This is a genomic window from Mycobacterium hackensackense, from assembly GCF_025822555.1.
Classification (GTDB): Bacteria; Actinomycetota; Actinomycetes; order Mycobacteriales; family Mycobacteriaceae; genus Mycobacterium; species Mycobacterium fluoranthenivorans.
In genome coordinates this window covers 997,423-1,022,863 of the sequence record NZ_JACKUC010000029.1, presented here as the reverse complement: position 1 = coordinate 1,022,863, position 25,441 = coordinate 997,423, and the positions used below count along the sequence as shown (strand labels likewise).

General features: G+C 68.3%; 25 protein-coding genes. 18 read left to right on the top strand and 7 right to left on the bottom strand.

Annotation, left to right across the window (positions count from 1 at the left end):
* Nucleotides 1-18 precede the first annotated feature (18 nt).
* The 3 genes from H7J86_RS07980 to H7J86_RS07970 are packed head-to-tail and all read left to right on the top strand — an operon-like array spanning nucleotide 19 to nucleotide 3,003.
* Nucleotides 19-1,278: a 5-(carboxyamino)imidazole ribonucleotide synthase gene (locus tag H7J86_RS07980; RefSeq protein ID WP_267290638.1), complete on the top strand. Its 1,260-nt coding sequence runs from the start codon at nucleotides 19-21 to the stop codon at nucleotides 1,276-1,278.
* On the top strand, nucleotides 1,271-1,798 hold the full coding sequence (gene purE, locus H7J86_RS07975) for a 5-(carboxyamino)imidazole ribonucleotide mutase (protein ID WP_090355860.1): 528 nt from the start codon (nucleotides 1,271-1,273) through the stop codon (nucleotides 1,796-1,798). The genes H7J86_RS07980 and purE overlap by 8 nt, the downstream gene beginning before the upstream one ends.
* Nucleotides 1,799-1,845: 47 nt before the next feature.
* Nucleotides 1,846-3,003: an acyl-CoA dehydrogenase gene (locus tag H7J86_RS07970; RefSeq protein ID WP_090355857.1), complete on the top strand. Its 1,158-nt coding sequence runs from the start codon at nucleotides 1,846-1,848 to the stop codon at nucleotides 3,001-3,003.
* 16 nt (nucleotides 3,004-3,019) lie between these two features.
* On the opposite strand, the gene H7J86_RS07965 is transcribed toward H7J86_RS07970, so the two are convergent.
* Both H7J86_RS07965 and H7J86_RS07960 read right to left on the bottom strand, forming a co-directional pair.
* Complete coding sequence (locus tag H7J86_RS07965; RefSeq protein WP_090355855.1) at nucleotides 3,020-3,730, bottom strand: TIGR03089 family protein; 711 nt, start codon at nucleotides 3,728-3,730, stop codon at nucleotides 3,020-3,022.
* 1 nt (nucleotide 3,731) lies between these two features.
* Nucleotides 3,732-5,204: an LCP family protein gene (locus H7J86_RS07960; protein ID WP_187099279.1), complete on the bottom strand. Its 1,473-nt coding sequence runs from the start codon at nucleotides 5,202-5,204 to the stop codon at nucleotides 3,732-3,734.
* 207 nt (nucleotides 5,205-5,411) lie between these two features.
* Here H7J86_RS07960 and H7J86_RS07955 point away from each other — a divergent pair, with 207 nt between their 5' ends.
* The 3 genes from H7J86_RS07955 to manB all read left to right on the top strand — a co-directional run bounded on the left by H7J86_RS07955 (nucleotide 5,412) and on the right by manB (nucleotide 8,555).
* Nucleotides 5,412-6,464: an endo-1,4-beta-xylanase gene (locus H7J86_RS07955; protein ID WP_187098597.1), complete on the top strand. Its 1,053-nt coding sequence runs from the start codon at nucleotides 5,412-5,414 to the stop codon at nucleotides 6,462-6,464.
* A 79-nt stretch (nucleotides 6,465-6,543) separates the two neighbouring features.
* Nucleotides 6,544-7,464, top strand: coding sequence for a glycosyltransferase family 2 protein (locus H7J86_RS07950; RefSeq protein ID WP_308204831.1), 921 nt, complete (start codon nucleotides 6,544-6,546; stop codon nucleotides 7,462-7,464).
* Between the two features lie 14 nt (nucleotides 7,465-7,478).
* Nucleotides 7,479-8,555: a mannose-1-phosphate guanylyltransferase gene (gene manB, locus H7J86_RS07945; RefSeq protein ID WP_187098598.1), complete on the top strand. Its 1,077-nt coding sequence runs from the start codon at nucleotides 7,479-7,481 to the stop codon at nucleotides 8,553-8,555.
* Between the two features lie 4 nt (nucleotides 8,556-8,559).
* On the opposite strand, the gene H7J86_RS07940 is transcribed toward manB, so the two are convergent.
* Genes H7J86_RS07940 through cofD form a run of 3 tightly spaced genes read right to left on the bottom strand, consistent with a single transcriptional unit; the run spans nucleotide 8,560 to nucleotide 11,458 of the window.
* On the bottom strand, nucleotides 8,560-9,099 hold the full coding sequence (locus tag H7J86_RS07940) for an NUDIX hydrolase (RefSeq protein ID WP_090355851.1): 540 nt from the start codon (nucleotides 9,097-9,099) through the stop codon (nucleotides 8,560-8,562).
* Nucleotides 9,096-10,451, bottom strand: a complete 1,356-nt coding sequence (locus H7J86_RS07935) for a coenzyme F420-0:L-glutamate ligase (protein WP_187098600.1) — start codon at nucleotides 10,449-10,451, stop codon at nucleotides 9,096-9,098. Before H7J86_RS07935 ends, H7J86_RS07940 begins: the two co-directional genes overlap by 4 nt.
* Entirely contained in the window at nucleotides 10,448-11,458 is a 1,011-nt protein-coding gene (gene cofD, locus H7J86_RS07930) for a 2-phospho-L-lactate transferase (RefSeq protein ID WP_187098601.1), read from the bottom strand. Before cofD ends, H7J86_RS07935 begins: the two co-directional genes overlap by 4 nt.
* A gap of 504 nt (nucleotides 11,459-11,962) precedes the next feature.
* On the opposite strand from cofD, the gene H7J86_RS07925 reads away from it, so the two are divergent.
* On the top strand, nucleotides 11,963-12,214 hold the full coding sequence (locus H7J86_RS07925) for a WhiB family transcriptional regulator (RefSeq protein WP_170847195.1): 252 nt from the start codon (nucleotides 11,963-11,965) through the stop codon (nucleotides 12,212-12,214).
* Between the two features lie 79 nt (nucleotides 12,215-12,293).
* Here the strand turns inward: H7J86_RS07925 and H7J86_RS07920 are convergent, their stop codons facing one another.
* The gene (locus tag H7J86_RS07920) at nucleotides 12,294-12,716 is read right to left on the bottom strand and encodes a metallopeptidase family protein (RefSeq protein ID WP_090355842.1); all 423 of its coding nucleotides are present in this window, start codon (nucleotides 12,714-12,716) and stop codon (nucleotides 12,294-12,296) included.
* 131 nt (nucleotides 12,717-12,847) lie between these two features.
* Between H7J86_RS07920 and H7J86_RS07915 the strand changes: the two genes are divergently transcribed.
* The 5 genes from H7J86_RS07915 to H7J86_RS07895 all read left to right on the top strand — a co-directional run bounded on the left by H7J86_RS07915 (nucleotide 12,848) and on the right by H7J86_RS07895 (nucleotide 17,858).
* Complete coding sequence (locus H7J86_RS07915; RefSeq protein WP_090356282.1) at nucleotides 12,848-13,282, top strand: DUF3499 domain-containing protein; 435 nt, start codon at nucleotides 12,848-12,850, stop codon at nucleotides 13,280-13,282.
* Between the two features lie 109 nt (nucleotides 13,283-13,391).
* On the top strand, nucleotides 13,392-14,831 hold the full coding sequence (locus H7J86_RS07910) for a phosphomannomutase/phosphoglucomutase (RefSeq protein ID WP_267290282.1): 1,440 nt from the start codon (nucleotides 13,392-13,394) through the stop codon (nucleotides 14,829-14,831).
* Entirely contained in the window at nucleotides 14,828-15,907 is a 1,080-nt protein-coding gene (locus H7J86_RS07905) for a TobH protein (RefSeq protein ID WP_267290280.1), read from the top strand. Before H7J86_RS07910 ends, H7J86_RS07905 begins: the two co-directional genes overlap by 4 nt.
* A gap of 39 nt (nucleotides 15,908-15,946) precedes the next feature.
* Nucleotides 15,947-17,179: a mannose-6-phosphate isomerase, class I gene (manA, locus tag H7J86_RS07900; RefSeq protein WP_267290278.1), complete on the top strand. Its 1,233-nt coding sequence runs from the start codon at nucleotides 15,947-15,949 to the stop codon at nucleotides 17,177-17,179.
* Between the two features lie 76 nt (nucleotides 17,180-17,255).
* Nucleotides 17,256-17,858, top strand: coding sequence for an acyltransferase (locus H7J86_RS07895; RefSeq protein ID WP_235632773.1), 603 nt, complete (start codon nucleotides 17,256-17,258; stop codon nucleotides 17,856-17,858).
* A 26-nt stretch (nucleotides 17,859-17,884) separates the two neighbouring features.
* On the opposite strand, the gene H7J86_RS07890 is transcribed toward H7J86_RS07895, so the two are convergent.
* A complete protein-coding gene (locus H7J86_RS07890) occupies nucleotides 17,885-18,016 on the bottom strand; it encodes a hypothetical protein (RefSeq protein WP_267290276.1) in 132 nt (43 codons plus the stop codon).
* A gap of 62 nt (nucleotides 18,017-18,078) precedes the next feature.
* Between H7J86_RS07890 and mdo the strand changes: the two genes are divergently transcribed.
* From mdo to H7J86_RS07860, 6 genes are all read left to right on the top strand, one after another.
* Complete coding sequence (mdo, locus tag H7J86_RS07885; protein WP_167157462.1) at nucleotides 18,079-19,350, top strand: NDMA-dependent methanol dehydrogenase; 1,272 nt, start codon at nucleotides 18,079-18,081, stop codon at nucleotides 19,348-19,350.
* Between the two features lie 73 nt (nucleotides 19,351-19,423).
* Nucleotides 19,424-20,524: a MadB family AAA-type ATPase gene (locus tag H7J86_RS07880; protein WP_267290274.1), complete on the top strand. Its 1,101-nt coding sequence runs from the start codon at nucleotides 19,424-19,426 to the stop codon at nucleotides 20,522-20,524.
* Nucleotides 20,521-22,014 (top strand): MadC family VWA domain-containing protein, encoded by a 1,494-nt coding sequence (gene madC / locus H7J86_RS07875; protein WP_267290272.1) that lies wholly within the window; start codon nucleotides 20,521-20,523, stop codon nucleotides 22,012-22,014. Before H7J86_RS07880 ends, madC begins: the two co-directional genes overlap by 4 nt.
* Nucleotides 22,015-22,194: 180 nt before the next feature.
* Nucleotides 22,195-23,379, top strand: coding sequence for an iron-containing alcohol dehydrogenase (locus H7J86_RS07870; RefSeq protein WP_267290634.1), 1,185 nt, complete (start codon nucleotides 22,195-22,197; stop codon nucleotides 23,377-23,379).
* A gap of 51 nt (nucleotides 23,380-23,430) precedes the next feature.
* Complete coding sequence (locus tag H7J86_RS07865; RefSeq protein WP_276065156.1) at nucleotides 23,431-24,768, top strand: MadS family sensor histidine kinase; 1,338 nt, start codon at nucleotides 23,431-23,433, stop codon at nucleotides 24,766-24,768.
* A complete protein-coding gene (locus H7J86_RS07860; protein WP_267290270.1) occupies nucleotides 24,765-25,427 on the top strand; it encodes a MadR family response regulator transcription factor in 663 nt (220 codons plus the stop codon). Before H7J86_RS07865 ends, H7J86_RS07860 begins: the two co-directional genes overlap by 4 nt.
* Nucleotides 25,428-25,441 lie beyond the last annotated feature (14 nt).

Below are 25,441 nucleotides of genomic sequence, written 5' to 3'. Positions count from 1 at the left end.
CCATCCGGACATGCCAACATAGGTCCCGTGCCCCGAACTCGCGATAGCTCCTCGGTACCCGTCGTCGCCATGGTCGGCGGTGGGCAGCTGGCCCGGATGACGCACCAGGCGGCGATCGCGCTCGGCCAGACCCTGCGGGTGCTCTCGGCCGGGCCCGATGAGCCCGCGGCGCAGGTCAGCCCGGATGTGGTGCTCGGCGCCCACACGGATCTGGACGCGCTGCGACGGGTGGCCGCCGGCGCCGACGCCCTGACCTTCGACCACGAGCACGTCCCGACCGCACTGCTGGACCAGTTGGTCGCCGAAGGCGTCACGGTGGCACCGCCACCGCAGGCGCTGATCCACGCGCAGGACAAGCTGGTGATGCGGCGCAAGCTGGAGGCGCTCGGTGCCCCGATCCCGCGGTACACGGCGGTGACGGACGTCGACGACGTGGATACGTTCGCCGCCCGGATCGGCGGACCGGTGGTGATCAAGACGGTCCGCGGCGGATACGACGGCCGCGGTGTGGTGCTGGCCCGTGACCTGGCCCAGGCCAGGGAGGTGGTGCAGGGATACCTGGCCGACGGCGTCGAGGTGCTGCTGGAGGAGCGGGTGGCCATGCGCCGGGAGCTCTCCGCGCTGGTCGCTCGGTCGCCGTTCGGGCAGGGTGCGGCGTGGCCGGTGGTGCAGACCGTTCAGCGTGACGGCATCTGCGTCGAGGTCATCGCGCCGGCGCCGGGACTGAGCGGGGACACCGCCGCGGCCGCCGAGGCGCTGGGCTTGCGGCTGGCCGATGAGCTCGGGGTGGTCGGCGTGCTGGCCGTCGAACTGTTCGAGACCACCGACGGCGCGATCCTGGTCAACGAGTTGGCCATGCGGCCGCACAACTCCGGGCACTGGACCATGGACGGCGCGCGCACCAGCCAGTTCGAGCAGCACCTGCGTGCCGTGCTGGACTATCCGCTCGGCGATACCGGTGCGCTGGCCCCGGTCACCGTGATGGGCAATGTTCTGGGTGCCGCGCAGACCCCGCAGATGTCGATGGACGAGCGGGTGCACCACCTGTTCGGCCGGATGCCCGACGCCAAGGTGCACATGTACGGCAAGGGGGAGCGGCCGGGCCGCAAGATCGGGCACGTGAACATCGTCGGCGGGCCGAATGGGGCAGGGGTGGGCCCGGCATCTGCCGACAATGCGGAATACGTTGCGGGACTGAGGGAACGAGCTCAGCGGGCGGCGCACTGGTTGTCGCACGCACAGTGGACGGACGGATGGGATGGGCATTCACATGACTGAAGGCAGGGCCAAGGCGGGTCCGCGGGTCGGGGTCATCATGGGCAGCGACAGCGATTGGTCGGTGATGGAGGCGGCCGTCGAGGCGCTCGCCGAGTTCGACATCCCGTTCGAGGTCGGTGTGGTCTCGGCGCATCGCACGCCGGGCCGGATGCTGGACTACGCACAGACCGCGGCGGGCCGGGGTATCGAGGTCATCATCGCGGGCGCCGGGGGTGCCGCGCACCTGCCCGGCATGGTGGCCTCGGCGACGCCGCTGCCGGTGATCGGTGTGCCGGTGCCGCTGGCGCGACTGGACGGCCTGGACTCGCTGCTGTCGATCGTGCAGATGCCGGCCGGGGTGCCGGTGGCGACGGTGTCCATCGGCGGCGCGCGCAATGCCGGCCTGCTCGCCGTGCGCATCCTGGGTGCCGGCGATGCCGCGCTGCGCGCCCGGATCGAGCAGTTCCAGGCCGACCTGGAGGCGACCGTACTGGCCAAGGATGCGGCGCTGCGCGACCGATTACTGGGCGGCTTGGAATAGCGCGGGCGTAGCACCTAAAGTTACCCACGAGTAGCAAGGAGCCTGTGATGGACAACCCGTCGTTCGATCTGTTCCAGCTGTCCGACGAGCACAATGAGCTGCGCACCGTGCTGCGCGCACTGTGCGAGAAGGAGATCGCGCCGTACGCCGCAGAGGTGGACGCCCAGGCGCGCTACACCGACGAGGCTCTGGCCGCGCTGGACGGATCGGGTTTCTCGGCGGTGTTCATCCCCGAGGAGTACGGCGGTCAGGGTGCCGACGCGGTCGCCGCGTGCATCGTCATCGAAGAGGTCGCGCGGGTGTGCGCGTCGTCGTCGCTGATCCCGATCTGCAACAAGCTGGGCACCACCGGCCTGTTGATGCGTGGCTCCGAGGAGCTCAAGCAGAAGGTGCTGCCCTCGATCGCCGCGGGTGAGGCCACCGCCTCCTACGCGTTGTCCGAGCGGGAGGCCGGCAGCGATGCCGGTGCGATGCGCACCCGCGCAGTGGCCGACGGTGACGACTGGATCCTCAACGGCACCAAATGCTGGATCTCCAACGGTGGCAAGTCCACCTGGTACACCGTCATGGCGGTGACCGACCCGGACAAGGGAGCCAACGGGATTTCGGCGTTCATCGTGCACAAGGACGACGAAGGTTTTTCGGCCGGGCACAAGGAACACAAGATGGGCATCAAGGGATCGCCCACCACCGAGCTGTACTTCGAGAACTGCCGTATTCCGGGCGACCGGATCATCGGCGAGCCCGGTACCGGCTTCAAGACCGCACTGGCCACCCTGGATCACACCCGTCCGACGATCGGCGCCCAGGCCGTGGGTATCGCCCAGGGCGCACTGGACGCGTCGATCGCGTACACCAAGGAACGCAAGCAGTTCGGTAAGTCGATCGCCGATTTCCAGAACACCCAGTTCATGCTCGCCGATATGGCGATGAAGATCGAGGCCGCCCGGCTGATGGTGTACACCGCCGCGGCGCGCGGTGAGCGCGGCGAGTCCAACCTGCAGTTCCTGGCGTCGGCGTCGAAGTGTTTCGCCTCCGATGTGGCCATGGAGGTCACGACCAACGCCGTCCAGCTGTTCGGTGGGTACGGGTACACCGTGGACTTCCCGGTGGAGCGGTTCATGCGCGATGCCAAGATCACCCAGATCTACGAGGGCACCAACCAGATCCAGCGTGTGGTGATGTCGCGCCAGCTGCTGCGCTGATCCGCCGACGGGGCGATCAGCCCCGGGTGACCTTCTCGGTCTGCCGGCGCCGGTCCAGTGCGGCCGGATCGGGGTTGGCGACCTGTACCAACGACGCCCCCGCGGCGAAGACCGCCAGCAGGTTGTCGGTCAGTTCGGTCGCGGTGGACCACGGCCGGCCGGACATCACCCGGTCCTGCGGGGTGAGGCCCTGCGCCCGGGCGCTCTCCGATGCGCCGGCGAGGACCTCGTCGACGCTACGACCATCCAGTGCCGGCCCGGGATGGCGTTCCGGCACGATCTGATCGCCGTGCACCCGCACCGCGGTGGCGTAGTCGGTCAGGCCGATCGCCAGATCCGGTACCGGCTTGCCGAACGGGTCCAGCGACAGCACGGCGATCTCACCCATCGGCGCGGCCGCATCGGCCTCGTCGAGGCGATCGGCGGTGCACAGGGCGATCTCGGCGGCACCGGTGCGCTCGAGTGCGACCTCCGCGCCGACCCACCAGATGCCGAAGTACACGGCCGCGCTCTGCCAGTGCGCCGGCAGCAGGACAGCCACCCGGCTGCCCGGCCCGGCGCCGAGTTCGTCGCGCAACAGGTTCGCGGTCTTGGCGGCCCAGTTGGCCAGCGTCACCGTCGACAGTTCGATGCGTTCGCCGGTGGCATCGTCGTAGAAGGTGATCCGGGGCCCGACGGGATCGCGTTGCATCAGCGGATCGAGCAGTGCCGCACTGACTGTCGTCATGTCAGTTGACACAGGCCGGGTCGTTGGAACCCGCGGTGAGGATCGGCGACGGCGGCGGGGGCGCGTCGGTGGAGTCCGACACGTCGCCCGAGCTTTGCGATACGACGGCGGAGTCTCCGGACAGGCCGGTGGGCCCCTCCAGGCCCGAACCCGGTCCGGTGTAATCCGAGGACAGCACGACGCGCACCGTGCCGGGGGCCAGCGTGGCGTCCTCGACGACCGGCAGGTTGCCCAGCTCTTTCGAAATCGCCTGTGCCCCCAGGTCATCGACCTTGGCGACCTGAATCTGGCTGTTGGTGACGTGCGCGCCCTCGTTGTTGCCCACCGCGCCGGCGGTGAAGCCCTTGCCGGTGAGCACCTCGGACACGGATGAGGCCAGCCCGTTGATGTCGGTGTCGTTGACGACATCGGCGGTCGTCTTCTCCCGCGAGTAGCTCAGCTCCTCGGTCTTGCCCTGGGCCTGGTCGTTGAGCAGCCCTTCCACCCAGTCGCGGACCTGTGTCGGGTCGACCCGGACCACGCTCTGGGTGCCGTCATCGCTCCACCCGTCCTCCTGCAGGATCGGGATGGTCGCGAAAGCGACGGAGCCGGCCGCCAGCTTCTGCAGCTGTTGGACGAAATCCATGATGTCCCAGCCGTCGGACAGCACCACCGAGCGCTGTACGGCGTCCTGCAGCCGGTTCAGCGTGGAGGGGCTCGACAGCGTCTTGCTGGAGATCACCTCGTGGGCCAGCGATGCCATCACCGACTGCTGGCGGGTCACCCGGTCCAGGTCGCCGCGCGGCAGGTCATGGCGCTGCCGGACGAAGCTCAAGGCCTGCGGACCGTTGAGCTTCTGCCAGCCGGCGGGGAAGTCCGCACCGGAGAGCGGCTCGTACACGGCGTCTTTGAGGCAGACGTTGACGCCGCCGAGGGCATCGGTGATGAGCGCGAAGCCGAGCAGCCCGATCTCGGCATAGTGGTCGACGGTGACGCCGGTGAGCTTGGCGACGGTCTTGATGAGTTCCTCGCGGCCCGCCTCGGTGGCTTTGGGCTCTGCGGTGGCGGGGTCCTCGCCCTGCTGCTCGACGAGTTCCTTCATCTTCTCCAGGTGCACCGAGCCGTACACACCGTTGATCTTCATCTTGCCCAGACCGGGCGCATCGACGTAGGAGTCGCGGGGAATCGAGATGGCGGTCGCCGACTTCCCGTTGTTGGGGATGCGGACCAGGATGATCGTGTCGGTGTTGGTCGACACGTCGTCACCGGCGCGCAGGGTGGCCAGTTCCTCGGGGGATAGGGGGTTGCCGTGTGCATCGGTGCGGCTGTCGAGTCCGACGAGCAGGATGTCGATCGCGCCGTCGTCGCCACCACCACCGAGGGCCGCCGAGTTCACGTGGTTGATGCCGTCTTCGAACGAGCGGATGGTGGTCCACGCGAAGCCGGTGCCTGCGACGACGGTCGAGGCGACCACGGCAGCAGCGATCTGGAGCATTCGGCGGGGCACCCCGACAGGCTACTGGGATCGGGCGTCGGTACCCGTTAGCCCGATCGGCGTGGCAGTACTTTGCCGATCTCCCAGGGAGCGGGTAACACCGGGGCTCCCGGCGCCGATAACCGGCTGAAGCTGGCAATACCCTGTCGACCCCCTGTCGACTGCGTGTCAATTTCGCCGAAACGAGGGTGCGATAACATGCGGTTCATGCTGAGAACCCTGGGACATACCGCGCGACGTGCTGTTTTGATCGCAGCGCTGGTCGCGTCATTCGTGTCCGTCGGGCCGGCGGTGTCGCATGCCGGAGTCGTCGCACCGGCCGACGGTTACGGGTTCGGGCAGGGCGCAGCGCCGACCTACGAGCCGTTCGAGGACACCAATCGCGAGCTCGATGCCGTCGCGCGTACGGGTGCCTCCTGGTACCGCGTCGCCGTCGACTGGAGCACGATCGAGAAGACCAGGGGCCAGTACAACTGGGCCTACCTGGACAACGCGGTGAACACCGCCACCGCGAAGGGTCTGCGGGTGCTGGGCGTCCTGCTCTACACCCCGCCGTGGGCCCGCCCGCAGGCACTCAACTCGCTGCTCCCGTCGGTGCCGCCGGCCGACGCCTCCCAGTTCGCGGACTTCGCCGGCAAGGCGGTGCAACGCTACGCCGGCCGGATTCAGGCCTGGCAGGTCTGGAACGAGCCGAACCTGCCGCTGTTCATGGGCTTCACCCAGAACCGGGCTGCCGTCTATGCCGGGATGCTCAAGGCCGCGTACCCGGCCATCAAGGCCGCCAACCCCGGCGCCACGGTGGTGATGTCCGGTCTCAGTCGCCAGCCCGGCCCGGAGTCTCCGTCGAACTTCCTCAAGCAGCTGTACGCCGCGGGTGTCCAGGGATCGTTCGATGCCGCCGCGGCGCACCCCTATGTGACGCCGGGCGGTATCGCGGCCGACCCCGAGGGCGGGTGGTCCGAGGTCGGCTTGATGCACGATGTGATGACTGGTGCCGGTGACGGCGGCAAGAAGATCTGGTTCACCGAACTCGGCGCGCCGACCAGTGACACCGCCGAGGGTGTGAGCCAGCAGGAGCAGGCCAAGCAGATCACCGATGTGTTGGCCGCCGCGGCCGGTCTGGGTTACGTCGGGCCTGCGTTCATCTACAGCATCCGCGACAACGACAGCTCCAATCGCGGTGACCGCGAAGCGAATTTCGGTGCACTGCTGACGACGGACTGGCAGCCGAAGTTCACCGCCAGCGTCCTCGCCCGATAGTCGGGACCGAGTGCGGATCGAGCGGCAGGGGGCGGCCCCGCAGGCTTCCGGGCGCCGGGACGTCGATACCCTCGACGCCGTGACAGACGATCGGTCGAACCCCGAGCCGGGTACCCCACGGATCGGCCGACTGACCGTCGTGACGGTGACGTACTCGCCCGGAGCGCACCTGGAGCGCTTCCTGGCGACACTCCCGCACGCCACCGAACTGCCGGTCACCGTGGTGATGGCGGACAACGGTTCGACCGATGGTGCACCGGAGGCCGCGGTGGCGAACCATCCCGAGGTGCACCTGCTGCGGACCGGCGCGAACCTCGGCTACGGCAGCGCGGTCAACATGGCGGTGCAGCGCCACCTGGCCGACAGCGACGCGGAGTACTTCGTGGTGGCCAATCCGGATGTGCAGTGGGGTCCGGGCAGCATCGATGCGCTGATCGAGGCGGCCGGGCGCTGGCCCGGCGCCGGTGCGCTCGGGCCGCTGATCCGTGACCCGGACGGCACGGTGTACCCCTCGGCACGGCTGCAGCCGAGCCTGATCCGGGGCGGCATGCACGCCGTGGTGGGCTCGGTCTGGAAATCCAATCCCTGGAGCGCGGCCTACCGCCAGGAGAACCTGGCACCCAGCGAGCGGGTGGTCGGCTGGCTTTCCGGCTCCTGCCTGCTGCTCAAGCGCTCCGCGTTCGACGCCATCGCCGGGTTCGACGAGCGCTACTTCATGTACATGGAAGATGTGGACCTCGGGAATCGCCTGGCCAGGGCCGGTTGGGACAACGTCTACGTGCCGACCGCCGAGGTGCTGCACGACAAGGGTCATTCCACCGGGCGCGACCCCGCGCGCAACCTGGCCGCGCACCACCGCAGTACCTACACCTTTCTCGCCGATCGCTACCCCGATTGGTGGCAGGCGCCGCTACGTTGGACGATTAAGGCCGCGCTGACCGCCCGGTCCGGCGCGGTGGTGCGTCGCTCACGGCGCAGGCAGGCGAAAGGACCACGCTGACGTTGAATGCTCCTGTGGATCCCAAGAAGGTGGACGCCGTCGTGCTGGTCGGCGGCCAGGGCACCCGGCTGCGCCCGCTGACGCTGTCCGCGCCCAAACCGATGCTGCCCACCGCCGGCCTGCCGTTCCTCACCCACCTGCTCTCGCGTATCGCGGCAGCCGGGATCGAACATGTCGTCCTGGGTACCTCGTACAAGGCCGAGGTGTTCGAGGCCGAGTTCGGTGACGGTTCCAAACTGGGTCTGCAGATCGAGTACGTGGTCGAGACCGAGGCGCTCGGGACCGGCGGCGGTATCGCCAACGTCGCCTCCAAGCTGCGTCATGACACCGTGCTCGTGTTCAACGGCGACGTCCTCTCCGGCGCCGATCTGGGCGCGCTGTTGGCCTCGCACGAAGAGAATCAGGCCGATGTCACCCTGCACCTGGTCCGGGTCAGTGACCCTCGCGCGTTCGGCTGCGTCCCCACCGACACCGTCGGCAGGGTGACCGCGTTCCTGGAGAAGACCGAGGATCCGCCGACGGACCAGATCAACGCGGGCTGCTATGTCTTCCGGCGCGAGATCGTCGACGCGCTGCCGAAGGGCCGCCCGGTCTCGGTGGAACGCGAGGTCTTTCCGGGGCTGCTGGCCGATGGCCGCAAGGTGTGCGGCTATGTCGACAACTCGTACTGGCGCGATATGGGTACGCCCGACGATTTCGTGCGTGGCTCGTCCGACCTGGTCCGCGGTATCGCCCCGTCACCGGCGCTGACGCATGTGCGCGGTGAGTCGCTGGTGCACGACGGCGCCTCGGTGTCCCCGGGGGCCGTGCTGATCGGCGGCACCGTGGTGGGCCGGGGTGCCGAGATCGGTGCGGGTGCGCGGTTGGACGGCGCGGTGATCTTCGACGGTGTCCGGGTGGACGCCGGTGCGGTGATCGAACGCTCCATCATCGGTTTCGGTGCCAGGATCGGGCCGCGTGCGCTCATCCGTGACGGGGTGATCGGCGACGGCGCCGATATCGGTGCGCGGTGCGAACTGCTGCGCGGCGCGCGGGTGTGGCCGGGTGTGACCATTCCGGACGGCGGCATCCGGTATTCCTCGGACGTCTGAGTCCTCAGGCCGATCGACGGGCCGCCGCGGCGCCGAGTGCGTGCAGTGCCGGGTCGCCCTCGGGCAGCGCGGCCAGCGGCCACCACCGCAGATCGAGTGACTCGTCGCTGCACGTTATTTCGGCGCCGGCCGGGGCGTGTGCCACGAATTGCAGATCGAGGTGGCGGGTCGGCACACCGAGCGAGCAGGTCAACGGGTGGACGTGGATCGCGGCCAGTTCCGGATCCAGCCGCAGGCCGGTGATACCGGACTCCTCGGTGGCCTCGCGAAGCGCCGCGGCGGTGATGTCGGAATCCTCGTCCTCGCAGTGCCCGCCGAGTTGCAGCCAGCGCCCGATCCTCGGGTGCAGGGTCAGCAGTGCCTGCGTGCCGGTGTGGTCGAGGACCAACGCCGATGCGGTGATGTGGCCGGGTGCGCAGGCGCGACGGCAGGCATCGGGCCGGGCCAGCACGAAGGCCAGCACCGCGTGCCGCAGCGCATCCTGCTCGGGATTCGGTGCCGCCCAGCGCGTCAGCGCCTCCAGTACCGAGGAATGCAAGGTCATCGACGTACCAGCAGGCCGTCGGTGCTGGCCGGCTCCCGCGGTGTCAGCGGTTCGGGCGGGAACCCGATTGCGATGGCGCCCAACGGTTCCCAGTCGCCGGGTAGGTCCAGCTGGCGGCGCACGATATCGGCGGCGAAGATGGTCGACCCGATCCAGCAGCTGCCGACCGCCCGCGCGGCCAGGGCCACCAGCAGGCCCTGCACCGCCGCGCCGGCGGCGACGGTGAACATGGTGTGTTCGGCAGCCGTGCGCGCCGGGTCCGGATAGTGGTGCGCCCCGTCGGGAACCATGAACGGGATGACGATCTCGGGGGCGTCGTAGAGGATCCGGCCGCGGTTCACGCGACGGGCCACCTCCTCGGCGGTGCGGCCGTCGCCGCTCAGGTCGGCTTCCCACCGGCGCTTCATCGCGTCCAGCAGTTCGGCACGCGTGGCGGGGTCGCGCAACCAGACGAACCGAACGGGGCGGGTGTGGTGCGGGGCGGGGGCGGTCAGTGCCTCGGCCACCGCGGCTTCGATGAGTGCCGGATCGACCGGGTCGGGCCGGAATTCGCGGACGGATCGGCGCAGCAGTTGCGCCTGGGTGCGGCCCAGGTCGATCGCCTCGGCGGTGCCGAGCCAGAACAGATCGTCCTCGCCGCTGCGCACCAGGGTGCGGCCCCCGGTGCCGTTGTCGTGCAGTGTCAGTCCGCGGACCACGGCGACGGGTATCCCGGTGAGCTTGCCTTTGACCAGGTCCGCGGCCGCGGCGAGTTCGTCGGCGACCGCGATCTCGGTGACGATCAGTTCATTGCCGAAGCTGTCGTGTGAACCGCCGTAGCCGTGCAGCACGGTCAGTCCGGCGGCACCGATCGCCACATCGGTCTGACCGTTGCGCCAGGCCCGGCCCATGGTGTCGGTGACCACCACGCCGACCCGGACCCCGAGGCGCTGCGCCAGTCCGTCGCGTACGGCGGCCGCGCTGCGGTCCGGATCGACCGGCAGGAGCGCGAGTTCGGCGCCGTCGACATTGGAACCGTCCACCCCGGCGGCGGCCTGGATGAGCCCGAAGGCGTTCTCGGTGATCAGGGTTCGGCCCTTGCGGGCCAGCACGCGGACGGCTTCGTCGTCGATGAGCTTGCGCCGCAAGGCATCCCGTTGCTCGGGATCGGTGGGTGCGGCGACGATGCGGCCTTCGGCCTTGGACAGCACCTTGCTGGTGACCACGACGACGTCGTCATCGCGCAACCAGTCGGCGGCCGCGGCGATGGCCGCGGCTACGTCATCACCCGGTCGGAACTCGCCGAGGCCGAGGACCGGGATGATCTCGATGGCTCTCGAGGTGCCGTGGTCGGTGCTCGTCACGTCACTCATAGGCTCAGGCCCGCCAACCGGATTCCCGCGCGCACCATCTCGGCGGTGGCGGCCGGATCGGTCATCAACAGCGGTGCCTGCTGCACCTTCACGCCGTCGATCGAGGCGGTGTCGCCCTCATCGATCAGCCAGCCGTCCAGGATGCCGGTCCCGCTGCGGGCGCCGAAGTGGTTTCCGACTGCTTGGGAGGTGGATTCGACACCGATCACGCGCAGACATTCGTCGGCCATGCCGCGCAACGGCTTTCCGGCGACGATGGGGGAGTAGCCGACCACCGGTGCGGCGGTGGAGCGCAGCGCCCCGCGGATGCCGGGAACGGCGAGGATGGTCCCGATGCTCACCACCGGATTGGACGGGGCGAGCAGCACGATATCGGCACCGGCGATGGCGTCGAGCACTCCGGGTGCGGCCGTTGCCTTCTCGGAGCCGACGAACGCGAAGCTGTGAGTGGGTATCTGGGCCCGGTAGCGCACCCACCATTCCTGGAAGTGGATGGCACGACGTTCCCCGTCGGGATCGGTGACCACCACGTGCGTCTCGCTGCGGTCATCGCTGACGGGCAGCAGCCGGGCGCCGGGCGACCACCGATCGCACAGTGCCTCGGTCACCTGGGACAGCGGGTACCCGGCACGCAGCATCTGGCTGCGCACCAGATGGGTGGCCAGATCCCGGTCGCCGAGGCCGAACCAGTCGGGCTGTACCCCGTAGGCGGCGAGTTCCTCCTTGGCGTGCCAGGTTTCGTTGCGATGACCCCAGCCGCGCTCCGGGTCGATGCCGCCGCCGAGGGTGTACATGCAGGTGTCGAGGTCCGGACAGATGCGCACGCCGAACATCCAGGCGTCATCGCCCACGTTGACGACGGCCGTCAGCTCGTGTTCGGCGGGGCCGTCGGATGACGGGGGATCCTGGCTCGTTTGGTTGGCAAACTGGCCCAGCCCCAGCAGGTGCTGCACTCCGAGCAGGAACCGGGCGCCACCCACGCCGCCGACCAAAACGGTGACCTTCACGCCTTCAGACCCTAGGCCAGCGGGCCTGTGTGGCGGACATCGCGCCGGGGTGTGGCGGACATCGCGCCGGGGTGTGGCGAACACGCCGGTGCAGTGACACGCCGGATCTATGTCACGAGATGGTATGAAAACAGGCCCTACCGCTTGACCCTGGCAGCTAACAAGTGTCTAATCACATCAGTGTCATTTCGCGGTTGCACCCCGGTTCCGGTGTCGCAGACCAAGATTCGATCACTTGTTCGAATGTGTTCGAGAGTGAGCGTATCTGGGATGGCCTTACACCACAATAGTGTTGGCGGGACAGGAGCTCCGTAGAGCTCCAATATGGGGACTATTAATCAGGTGAGGAGGCGGAACATGTCTTTTGAGCAGGTCGATTTCGACCGCGTGCTCCGGTTCGACAACCGGCTGCTCGGTTCAGTGGACAACGAACCGCACACCACTACCGACCCGGTGCCATTCGAGGTGCCCGGGCGCCCGCAGTTGAGTTTGGTGCCGGAACGGATGGATTTCGATGCGGCCGCGACCGATGAGGAAGACGATCAGTGGCAGGAGCGTGCCTTGTGCGCGCAAACCGACCCTGAGGCCTTCTTCCCGGAGAAGGGCGGCTCCACTCGGGAGGCCAAGCGCATCTGCTTGGGCTGTGAGGTGCGCGACCGTTGCCTGGAGTACGCACTGGCCAACGATGAGCGGTTCGGTATCTGGGGTGGCTTGTCAGAACGAGAACGGCGCCGCCTCAAGCGCGGCATCATCTGACAGGTCCGGCGGGCGCGAGCGTAGCGACCCGGGTATCAGAACGGCTCGGCCTCACGGCTGAGCCGTTCTGCGTTGCGGGCTAGTCGTCGTCGATCGAGGGATCGATGACCGACGGTTCGACACCCAGATAGGTGGCCACCTGGGCCACCAGTACTTCATGAAGAAGATCCGACAGCTCGTCCCTGTCTTTGGCACGGCGTTCTATTGGCTTGCGGAACAACACAATTCGTGCGCGGGTGGAGTTGCCGCGCACATCCACGCCGGCGGGGATCAGGCGCGCCAGGGCGATGGGACCGTCGGCGACCACCTCCGGGGGCCACTGCACACTCTCGGGATCCTTGGGTGCGATGCGGGGAATCTCGTCGACCGCCACATCGAGGGTGGCCACCCGGTCATGCCAGCGGCGTTCGATCGGTTCGTAGGCTTCCAGCACGGCCATGTCGAATCGCTCTGCCCGACTGCGCCAGCCCGGCACGGTAGGCGGGAGCAACGGCCCGCGCATTTCGCGGCCGCGGCGTGATCCGCGAGGGTTGCGCTGAGCCACGTGACAGATGGTAACGGTTGGAGATCGGCCCTCGTCGCACTGCGCGTGTCCGTATGCCCGCGACGTTTCCGCACGATAATCTTCGCAACGTGAATGTTCCCCGTCGCTGCTGCAGGCCCGGGTGCCCGCACTACGCCGTGGCGACGCTGACCTTCGTCTATTCGGACTCGACAGCTGTCGTCGGACCCCTGGCGACCGTGTCGGAGCCGCACTCGTGGGATCTGTGCGTCGTGCACGCCGGACGTATCACCGCACCACGCGGCTGGGAACTGGTCCGGCACGCCGGACCGTTGCCCTCGCATCCCGACGAGGACGATCTGGTGGCGCTGGCCGACGCGGTGCGTGAACGCAACGACGGTCTGCCCTCGTTGGTGAACGGCGTGACCGCCGGTTTCTCGGACCCGTCGACGGGACTTCCGGGGGGTGCGCTGATCGCCCCGCCGGTGCGCCGACCGGAATCCAACGGCCGCCGGCGCGGGCATTTGCGGGTGCTACCCGACCCGCCCGACACCGGTACGGAATAGAACATTCAGCTGGGTGGCGGGACCTCCGGCGGCGGAATTCGTGAGCCACTAGGCTGGCTGCCGAGTCATCTTTTCCCACGTCCGGTCGATCCAGAGAGCGAGGACAGCCATGCCTCGGCCCGCCGCCGCAGTCAACGCTGTGATCAAGGCCTATGACGTTCGCGGGCTGGTGGGTGAGCAGATCGACGAGGCGTTCGTCCGCGATGTCGGCGGTGCCTTCGCACGGTTGGTGCGCGACGAGGCCGGACCCGGCGGGCTGAAGCGCCCCGTCACCCAGGTGGTGATCGGCCACGATATGCGCAGTAGCTCACCGTCGCTGGCCGATGCGTTCGCCGAAGGTGTCACGGCGCAGGGTTTGGACGTGGTCCGGATCGGGCTGGCCTCGACCGATCAGCTGTACTTCGCGTCCGGACTGCTGGACTGCCCCGGCGCCATGTTCACCGCCAGCCACAACCCGGCCGCCTACAACGGCATCAAGCTGTGCCGGGCCGGCGCCAAGCCGGTCGGGAAGGACACCGGGCTGGCCACCATCAGCGCCGAGGTCATCGACGGCGTACCCGGATACGACGGGCAGCCGGGCACGGTGACCGACCGCGACGTCCTCGCCGATTACGGCGCGTTCCTGCGGTCGTTGGTCGACCTGTCCGAACTTCGCCCGCTGCGTGTCGCGGTCGACGCGGGTAACGGCATGGGTGGCCACACCACACCGGCGGTTCTCGGCGCGATCCCCGGCGTGACGGTGCTGCCGCTGTTCTTCGAACTCGACGGCACCTTCCCGAACCATGAAGCCAACCCGCTGGACCCGGCCAACCTGGTCGATCTGCAGGCACATGTCCTCGCCACCGGGGCCGATATCGGACTGGCTTTCGACGGTGACGCGGACCGGTGTTTCGTGGTCGACGAACGAGGCGCCGCCGTGTCGCCGTCGGCGGTGACCGCGCTGGTCGCCGGTCGCGAGCTCGGCCGTGAGATCGGTGCGACGGTCATCTACAACCTCATCACCTCGCGCGCGGTCCCCGAGCTGATCGTCGAACGCGGCGGCACCGCGGTGCGCTCCCGCGTCGGGCACTCGTATATCAAGGCGCTGATGGCCGACACCGGCGCCATTTTCGGCGGCGAGCACTCGGCGCACTATTACTTCCGGGACTTCTGGGGTGCCGACTCCGGGATGCTGGCGGCCCTGCATGTGCTCGCCGCGCTGGGGGAGCAGCAGCGCCCGCTGTCGGAGCTGATGGCCGACTATCAGCGCTACGAGGCATCCGGGGAGATCAACTTCACCGTCAGCGATGCCCCCGCCGTCGTCGAGTCGGTGCTCACCGCCTTCGGCAGCCGCATCAATTCGATCGACCATCTCGACGGGGTCACCGTCGACATCGGTGACGGCCGTTGGTTCAACCTGCGCACCTCCAACACCGAGCCGCTGCTGCGGCTCAATGTCGAGGCTCGCACGGCCGAGGAAGTCGACGAGGTCGTCGAGGAAGTGGCCGCGTTGATCGCCGCTGCGGTGCACGGCGGCGGCGCGCCACCGGAAAGCGAGTCGGTGCCGTGACCTCGCGGGCCGCCACGATAGATCTCGACGACACCGAGGGATTGATCGGTGCCGACCGCGAGGGTCTGTTGCGTGCGGCATCGATGGCGGGGGCGCAGGTGCGCGCGACGGCATCGGCCGTCGACGAGGGCGCGCTCGACAGGTTGGGTACCGAGCGTCCACGCTCACTGATCTGGGTTGCCGGCCGTGGCGCCGCCGAGCCGGCGGGCGCCCTGCTGGCGGCACTTACAGCCGGGACGGCCGCCGAACCGATCGTGATCGCTCCCGCGGTGCCGCCCTGGATCGGACCGCTGGACGTCCTCGTCGTCGCGGGTGACGATCCGGGTGATCCGGTGCTGGCCACCGCGGTGTCGACCGGTGTCCGACGGGGTGCGCGGGTGGTGCTGGCCGCACCCTACGAAGGGCCACTCGGCGAGGCGGCGGGGGGCCGGGCAGTCGTGCTCGAGCCGCGGTTGTGGGTGCCCCCGGAGTTCGGCCTGTGCCGTTATCTGGCCGTGGGCCTGGCGACCCTGCACCACATCGACCCTGCGGTGCAGGTCGACCTCACGGCTCTGGCCGACGAGCTCGACGCCGAGGCGTTGCGCAACAGCGCAGGCCGCGAGGTCTTCACCAATGCCGCCAAAACGCTGGCCGACCGTCTGGCCGACCGCAATACGGTGCTCACGGGCGACAATCCCGCCACGCTGGTGCTGGCCCGCCATGTCAGCGCCGTCCTGCTGCGGGTGGGGCACCGGGTGATCGCCGCGGCCGGATTGTCCGACGCCCTGGCCGCACTGCATTCGGGTGCCGGCGTCGCCACCGCCCCCGACGACATGGCGGCACTCTTCCACGACGAGGAACTGGACGGACCGCTGCCAGACCGCTGGCGGGTGCTGGTGTTGACGCTGGCCGCCGAGCGGGCCGCGGTGACGGCCCGCGTCGGCGGTCACCACCCCGACCTCGCCCTGGTGGGTGCGCAGGACGTACCCGATGCTCTCGCGGCGCCCGTCGACCCCGGCCGGCCCGAGCAGCAGTTGGCGACATTGGCGGTGCGACTGGAGATGGCTGCTGTTTATCTTCGACTCACACGGGGCTGAGAAGGCCGCAGGTACGAATACGGAAGGGCCGAGGACCAAGTGCAGTTGTTACGCGGAGCGATACGGACCTACGCGTGGGGGTCGCGGACGGCGATCGCCGAGTTCACGGGTCGTCCGGCGCCCACCGCGCATCCAGAGGCAGAGTTGTGGCTCGGCGCGCACCCGGCTGATCCGGCGTGGGTGGAATACCCCGAGGGCCAACGATCTCTGCTGGAGGTGATCGCCGCCGACCCCGAGCGTCAGCTCGGCTCGGTGGTGCGCGCCCGGTTCGGAGACGCCTTGCCCTTCCTGGTCAAAGTGCTCGCGGCCGACGAGCCGTTGTCACTCCAGGCCCATCCGAGCACGAAGCAGGCGATCGAGGGTTTCGAGCGTGAGGACCGGCAGGGTGTCCCGCTGTCGTCGGCAGTGCGCAACTACCGGGATCGCAGCCACAAGCCGGAATTGATCGTCGCGCTCGAACCGTTCGAGGCCTTGGCCGGATTCCGTCCGGTCGCACGCACAATGGAACTCATGCGGGCGCTGGCGGTCCCTGACCTCGAACCGTACATCGAGCTGCTGAAGGACCAGTCGGACGCCGACGGCCTGCGGGCGCTGTTCACCACGTGGATCACCGCGCCGCAACCCGACCTCGATGTCCTGGTTCCTGCCGTCATCGACGGTGCCATCAATTATGTACGTTCTGGTGCAACGGAATTCGCGCCGGTGGCCAAGGCCCTGCTCGAACTCGGCGAGCGGTACCCCGGTGATGCCGGTGTGCTGGCCTCGATGCTGCTCAATCGGGTGCACCTGGAGCCGGGCCAGGCGATCTACCTCGCGGCCGGCAATCTGCACGCCTACCTGCGCGGGGTGGGTGTGGAGGTGATGGCCAACTCCGACAACGTGTTACGTGGTGGCCTCACGCCCAAGCACGTCGACGTACCGGAGCTGTTGCGGGTGCTGGACTTCGAGCCGGTGACCGAGGAGCGTCTGCTGCCGCCGGTCCAGCAGGACGGGTTCGAGCGTGACTACGTCACACCCGCCGAGGAGTTCGCGGTGTCGGTGCTGTCATTCGACGGCGAGGACCTCAGTCGGGAGGTCGAGGTGACATCCCACCATGACGGGCCGCAGATCCTGTTGTGTTCGCGAGGTGCCGCCATCGTGAGCACCGGATCGGATTCGGTGAAACTCGAACAGGGCAGTGCTGCGTGGGTTTCGGCCGACGACGGTCCGATCCGAGTGGTGGCCGAGGTGCCCACGGCACTGTTCCGTTCGACGGTGGGAATCCCCCGGTGAGGACGGCAATGGCGACGACAATGGCGTCCACAATGGCATTGACCGCCGCGGCGGTACGACCGGTAGAATCCCCGCTGTGATTCCCACGGAGCCCGCGAGCGGCGGACTGGCGCGACAGCTGAGGCGTTTCACCCCCACGAAATTCACGGCGTTGCTGCGGTGGATCAATCTGCGGTTGCGCGTCAAGGATATGCAGGCCCCGCCGTTCTGGATCGGGCGCGGCTTTCACCTCCATGTCCAGCCGGGCGCCAAGATCCGGGGTTGCAAATCGCTGTTCATCGATCGCCACAACGACTGGCGTATCGAAGGCGAACTCATCGTCGGTGACAATGTGCGGTTCGCCCCCAAGGTCACGCTGTCGGTGCACGACAAGATCGTCATCGGTGCGAATTCACAGTTCGCCGAATGCGTGTCCGTCCACGACAACACCCACGTGGGCGCCGACAACGATGTCCCGTTCCATTTCCGCCCACGCGACGCGGCACCGATCATCGTCGGTGAGAACGTCTGGGTGGGCGCCAAGGCCACCATCCTGATGGGCGTGACCATCGGTGACAACGTGGTCATCGGCGCAAATGCGGTCGTCACCCGTGACATCCCGCCGGGGGTCATCGTCGGCGGCGTGCCCGCCAAGATCATCGGCCAGACGGTCAAGACGACCGACGCCGCCGCCGAGTAGCGGCGGCCTGTTCACACCCGGCTTGTTCACGCCCGGCCACCCAGGCCCACGGGTGCCGTCGGCCTGACTTGTCGGCGTGCCTCGACGCCTGCCTGATCGGGTAGTTCCTCGGGTCCGGTCGGCGGGTACTGCGCGTAACCCATTGTGACGCGGGCCACGCGGGTCCACGGTAGGTGCACGGACGCAAAAGTCCGTCGCCAACCGCGAGGAGTTGAATCCAATGGCCATTGAGCTGAACCAGATTTGGGATTTCCCCATCAAGGAGTTCCATCCGTTCCCGCGCGCGCTGCTCGGTGTCGGCGCCCACGACATCATCGGGGTGGAGGCCCGCAACCTCGGCTTCAAGCGCACCCTGCTGATGACCACCGGCCTGCGTGGCTCGGGCATCATCGAGGAACTCACCGGCAAGATCGAGTACCAGGGCGTCGAGGTCGTGCTCTACGACAAGGTGGAGTCCAATCCCAAGGACTACAACGTCATGGAGGCCGCCGCCCTCTACCAGCAGGAGAAGTGCGACAGCATCATCTCCATCGGCGGCGGCTCCAGCCACGACGCCGCCAAGGGCGCCCGCGTGGTGATCGCCCACGACGGCCGCAACATCAACGAGTTCGAGGGCTTCGCCAAGTCCACCAACAAGCAGAACCCGCCGCATATCGCGGTATCCACGACAGCCGGGACCGGTTCGGAGACCTCGTGGGCCTACGTCATCACCGACACCTCCGATATGGAGCACCCGCACAAGTGGGTCGGCTTCGACGAGGCGACCATCGTGACCCTGGCCATCGACGATCCGCTGCTGTACTACACCTGCCCCCAGCACTTCACCGCCTACTGCGGCTTCGACGTGCTGGCGCACGGCAGCGAGCCGTACGTGTCGCGGCTGGATTTCGCGCCGTCGCTCGGAAATGCCCTGTACTCAGTGGAACTCGTGGCCAAGCATCTGCGTGAGGCGGTGTTCGAACCGCGCAACCTGAAGGCCCGCGAAGGCATGATGAACGCGCAGTACATCGCCGGGCAGGCGTTCAACTCCGGCGGACTGGGCATCGTGCACTCGATCAGTCACGCGGTCTCGGCGTTCTTCGACAGCCATCACGGGCTCAACAACGCCATCGCGCTGCCGCGGGTGTGGGAGTACAACCTGCCCTCGCGTTACGAGCGCTACGCGCAGTTGGCCACCGCCATGGGCGTGGACACCCGCAACATGACCACCGTGCAGGCGGCCGACGCCGCGGTTGAGGCGGCCATCCGGCTGTCCCAGGATGTCGGCATCCCGGACAACTTCTCCCAGGTGCGCACGGACTCCTACGCGAAGAACCGGATGAACACGGGCAAGTACGCCGGCAAGGGCGAGCGCATCTTGGGCGACGACAAGACCGTGCTGGCCATCTCCGAGCACATCCAGGGCGACTGGTGCACGCCCGGCAACCCGCGCGAGGTCACCGTGGAATCGATGGTCCCGGTCGTCGGGCACGCGATCAACGAGTCCTACTAGGCAGCGATTTGTGCACGTTCAGCGGCGCAGTTCGCCGCTGAACGTGCACAAATCGCCAGACCAGGAGATTGAGATGACCGCTGTGCCGGTCCACAACCTTGATGAGCTCGTCACCTATTCCAGTGCAGGCGATCTGGCGGAAGCGTTGCGCGAGCAGGACTATATCGCCGATGACGATCTGGCCACCGTGGTGCATTTGGCGACGGCGCTGGATCGCCCGCTGCTGTTGGAGGGACCGGCCGGGGTCGGCAAGACCGAACTGGCCAAGGCGCTCGCCGCCGCGAGCGGCCGTCGGCTGATCCGACTGCAGTGCTACGAGGGCCTCGACGACAACCGGGTGCTCTATGAGTGGGACTACGCCAAGCAACTGCTGCACGTGCAGATGCTGCGCGACCGGATCACCGCCTCCACCAAGGACATCGGCGATGTCGAGGAGGCCTCCCGGTATCTGTCCGAGCGTGACTTCGGACTGTACTCGGAGGCGTTCCTGTCGGTGCGGCCACTGCTGGAGTCGGTGCTCTCCGAGCAACCGGTGGTGCTGCTGATCGACGAGGTCGACCGCACCGAGGAGGCGATGGAGGCGTTACTGCTGGAGGTGCTTGCCGAGCGCCAAGTGACCATCCCCGAGATCGGCACGTTCGTCGCACGTTCGGTGCCGTGGGTGGTGCTGACGTCCAATGACACCAGGGAGTTGTCCGCTGCGCTGAAACGTCGGTGCCTGCACTACCACCTCGATTTCCCCACCCCGCAACGGGAACGGGCGATCGTCGGGGTGCGCGCCCCGCAGGTGGAACCGGCGGTTGTCGCCGGAGTCGTGGAGCTGGCCCGGACCCTGCGTGAGCTTCCGTTGCGCAAGAGTCCGTCCATCTCCGAGGTGATCGACGTGGCCCGGGCGGCCGCGATCCTCGGCACCCACGACGATGCGCTCCTGTTGTCGGCGCTGGTGAAGTTCACCAGCGATCGCGATATCGCGTTGCGGCACTTGGCCTCCGCGCCCGAGGTGCCGACCGACACCGCCACGCCGGAGCGGGTCACGGTGGCATCGCGGCCCGCCAACACCACGACCGCGACGTTCCGCGGGCGGGGTGGTGGGAACGGGCACGGGCGGGGTGGCGGGAACGAGCACAGCCGGGGTGGCGGGCACAGCCGGGCTGGTAAGAGCGGCAAGCGATGACACCGGCGCAGCTGCTCGACGCTGTCGCAGCGGCGTTCGGGCAGCTGCTGCGCAGATCCGGGGTGGCCACCTCCCCTGCCGAGGTGATCGAGGTACGTCGGGTTCTCGGCCTGCTCGGTGCCTCCGACCACGCGGCGCTGCGGGCCGCGCTGCGGGCCACCTGCGCGAAATACGGTCGTGAACAACGAGGTTTCGATCGTGCCTTCGACGCGATGTTCGGTGCCTCGGCGCCGGCGCAGCCGCAGCACGAGGCAGGCCCGAGCCGTGCTCACACCGGCTCGGGCCTGCCCGACCACCTCGATATCTACGACGACGCGGAGGTGGGCCGGTACGCCGAGTACAACGAGCGGGCCGCGGAGGTGGGCGATCACTTCGACACCCCGGAGGCCGACAAGGGTTTCAACCCACACAAAGACGATGACGACTACAGCGTGACGGGGGCCGACAACGAGCTGACGGTATCCGCCGAGGCCGATGAGGGTCGTCGCGGCGTCCGCTACACGGTGGAGGTGGACCGGGCCGCCTCGTGCGCGGCCGGTGATCTCGCCGATTCCGTGGGACCGGTGGTGGCCGGTTCGTTGAGCTTCGACGATCCCGACTCCATCCTGGCCTGGCTGGACACCTACGACCCCGGCCGGACGTATGGCGGGGACGCCGGAGACCCGCTGACGGCCGAACAATTGCACCAGCTGACGCAGGCGGTCGAGGGGTTCGTCGCGGCGCTGGCCGAACGCGCCGGGCTCAGCGCCGAGCCCGACGGTTCGGGTGCACCGACGGATACCGGTCTGGCCGCCGACATCGATCTGGCCTGCCATGAGGTGCTGCGCCGGATGCGCGGGGCGCGCCGGCCCAGGCCCCGGGAGCACGGCCGGGGCCGGCTGGACATGCGTCGCACCAGCCGCGCCGGCCTGCGCACCGACGGTGTCCCGTTCCACCTGGTGATGCGTACGCCGTTGCCGGACCGGATTCGGCTGCTGGTGATCGCCGACGTCTCGCTGTCGGTGCGGCCGGTCACCGCCTTCACCCTGCGGCTGGCTCAGGCCATGCACCGGCGTGCCCACCGCTGTCGGGTGATGGCCTTCGTGGACCGCCCCGTCGACGTCACCGAGGTCCTGCTGCGCGCCGGAGGTGACGACGCGCTGGCCGCCGTGCTGGCCGAGGCGCAACTGGATCTGCAGGCCAGCAGCGACTACGGACAGGTGTTCGGCGAGATGCTGGGTGGTCAGGCCGATGCCCTGGATTCGCGCACCGCGGTGTTGATCGTCGGCGACGGCCGCAGCGGCGGTTTGCCGCCCGGCGTCGACCGGCTCCGGGCGCTGCGCCGGCGCGTGCACCGGCTGGCCTGGGTGACCCCGGAACCGCAGCGCTATTGGGCGCAGGCCACCTGCGCCATGCCCGACTACGCGCAGATATGCGACAAAGTCGTCGTCGCCAGTGACGCCGAAGGTCTCGCCGCACGGGCGGCCGAATTGGCGAACGCCCTGTCCTGACCCGGTTTGCCCCCGCATGACCTGCCCGATCGGGTAGGTCGGCGCCTGCCCACCTGCACATTGGTTCCACCCGTATGCCGACGTAGGGTAGGGAGTGTTACGTGGATCACACAGCAGGGAGCGCGCGAGGTGATAGCGCAGTTCGCACAGCCCGAAGCGACGGGAGCGTCGGGAGTATCGCTGTCGGTACCGACCACCCGGGGTGATGGGCTGCCCAGCCGGCTGCTGAAATTCCACGCCCCGGAGATCGTGTTCGGCCTCGACTCGATGGCCGAAGCGGCGCACGCCGCGTTGCGTCTCGGCGGACTGCGGCCCCTGCTGGTCACCGATCCCGGGCTCATCGAAGCCGGCTGGGTCGACGAACTCGTCGGCCATCTCCGGGACCAAGGGGTGCAGGCCCAGGGATGGAGTGCGCTGACGCCAAACCCCAAGGACCACGAGATCACCGCGGGCCACGAGTTCTACCGCTCGCGCGGCTGCGATGTGCTGATCGCCCTGGGCGGCGGTTCGGTGATCGACGCGGCGAAGGGCATCGCCATCCTGGCCGCCAATGGCGGAGACATCCTGGACTACGCCGGTGTGGACAAGGCGACCATGCCCATTCCACCGCTGGTGGTGCTCCCGTCGACCTCGGGTACGGGTGCCGACGTCTCCCAGTTCTGCATCGTCACCGACACCACGCGCAACACCAAGATCACCATCCTGGGCCGGGCGCTGGTGCCCGATATCACCGTCATCGACCCGAGACTGCTGACCACGATGCCCGAATGGCTCAACGCGGCAACGGGATTGGATGCCCTCACGCACGGAATCGAGGCGTTCGTCTCACTCGGCCACAACCAGCTCACCGACCACCATGCGCTGCGCTCGGTGGTCATGGTGACCGAGAATCTGGTGACCACCATCGAACGGCCGCAGGACATGCCGGCCCGGGTGTTGATGGCGCAGGCCGCGTTGGAGGCCGGGCTGGCCTTCACCAATGCCATCCTGGGCGCCGCGCATGCGATGAGCCATCAAGTGGGCGGGCTGCTCGACCTGCCGCACGGGGTGATCAACGGGGTGTTGCTGCCGCATGTGGTGCGCTTCAACGCCGAGGCGGATCCCGCGCCGTTCGCCACCATCGCCGCCTGCCTGGGGATCGCCGACAAGCGTGCCCCCGATCTGGAATCCGCGCTGGCCCTGGCCGATCGGCTGCAGGACCTGGCCCGGCAGGTGGGCGTCCCGCGCGGGCTGGCCGAACTGGGCGTGCGTGAGGACGATGTGCCGGTCCTGGCCCGCAATGCGATGGCCGACGCCTGCCTGACCACCAACCCGAGAGCCGCTGACGAGGCCCAGTTGCGGGCCCTGTTCCGGGCCGCGCTGTGAGGACGGCATTGTGAGATCCGCACAGTGACCGCCACCTCTCATCACGGGCCGCTGCGGCGGCCGGCGCCGGATCTGGAGCGGCTCACCGGGGTACGGTCCGGCAAGGGCACGTTCTACCCCGAGTTCCGGGTCGCGGCCCTGCGCACCGAACGCGTCATCGCCGCTCTCGATGCGATCTCGCGCGCACTCGTACAAACCGTCAACGGCCCGGAGAAACTCGTCCGTGCGGTGGCCGAAGCGGCACGCAGCCATCTCGGGGCGCAGTGGGTGCTCATCGCGCTCGCCGACGGCGCCCTGCCGGAGGCCCGCCCGCGGCATCTCATCCTGGACGCCGACGGTGAGGCCTACTCCTTCGAAGGGCTCTCCGGGGCAAAGAATCCGGAGCCGCACCTGCCCGACGCGGTGCTCAACCGGCTCAACGACATCCTGCGCGGACAGTTGGCGCAGTTCCGGTTACCGGTCATCGAACCGCACCACGCGCATGTGCCGATCGAACTGGACGGCGGCGTGATCGGTGCGTTCGCCGCCTGGACGCCGACCGATCGGACGCTGGACGGCACGGATGAGACCGTCATGCGCATCCTGTCGAGCCAGACCGCCGTGGCCCTGCACAACTGCGAGTTGTTCCAGCGCGCGCAGACGCTGCTCGCGGAGTCCGAGGCGCGCAACGCCGAGTTGCTGGCCACACAGCGTGAACTCGGTGCGGCCCAACAACATCAGGTGCTCGACTCGGAGCGCCACCGGATAGCCCGAGAGCTGCACGACAGTGTGGCCCAGACGGTGCTGTCGGCCGGTATGCAGATCGAGGTGTGCCGCAGCGAGATCCAGGCCGGTAACGGATCGCCCGAACTCATCGAGCGGCTGCACACGGCCAAGACGTTGACCCGCTCGGCCACCGAGCAGCTGCGGTCGGCCATCTACACGCTCAACCAGCCGGGTGATGCCGGCCGGTCCACCCTGCCCGATCTGATGGAGCAACTGGCCACCGTGCACATGCCCGAAGACCTGCACGTCACCTTGAAAGTAGAAGGGGCAGTGGTCGAATTGCCCGGCGAGATCGAACACGCCCTGCTGCGGGTGGCAGGGGAGGCCCTGTTCAACACGGCCATGCACGGCCGCGCCACCCGGGCGATCGTGCGACTGCGGTACCGGCCGTCGACCGTGTCCCTTTCGGTCTCCGACGACGGTACCGGTGACCCGGACAAGATGCGCCTCATGCTGCGGATGGCCGGCGCCACCGACGTCGACGGCCATCACCGCGGCTTGGCCAATATGCTCGCCCGCTGCCGTGAGCACGGCGGCACGTTCGTGGTCCAGCGTTCCCGTATCGGCGGGGTGCGCGTCGCCGCGACCATACCCAGGGCCCGAACCGAAGGAGTACCGCGATGACGGTGAACACGCAGACCAGAACCCAGGCCATCCGGCTGGCGCTGGTCGATGACCACCGGATTCTGCGGCAGGGACTGCGGTCGGTGCTGGAACGCGAGGAGGATCTCGTGGTGGTCGGTGAGGCCTCCAGTGAACACGAGGCCGAGACCATGGTGGTGGCGGCGCGACCGGACGTGGTGCTGCTGGACCTGAAACTGTCGGCGGGTTCGGATTTCGAGGGACTGTCGTTGTGCGCCAAGCTGTCGGCCGCCCACCCGCAGATCGGCCTGTTGGTCCTCACCACGTTCCTCGATGAGGATCTGGTGGTGCGTGCGGTGCATGCCGGGGCGCGCGGTTATGTCGTCAAGGATGTCGACACCACGGAGTTGGTGCGGGCCATCCGGGCGATCTCGGCGGGGGAGAGCGCATTCGACTCGCGTAGTGCCGCGGCGGTGGTGCGGTCGCTCAACGGTCGCGCCGAAGCGCGCGAGCAGCTCACCGACCGGGAGTTGGAGGTGTTGCGGCTGCTGGCAACGGGGTTGTCCAACAACAAGATCGGCGAGAAGCTGTTCATCTCGGCGACCACCGCCAAGTTCCACGTCAGCAACATCATGCGCAAGCTGCAGGTCAGCCGCCGGGCCGAGGCGGTGTACGCGGCCAGCAAGCGCGGGCTCATCTAGGGATCTCACTCATC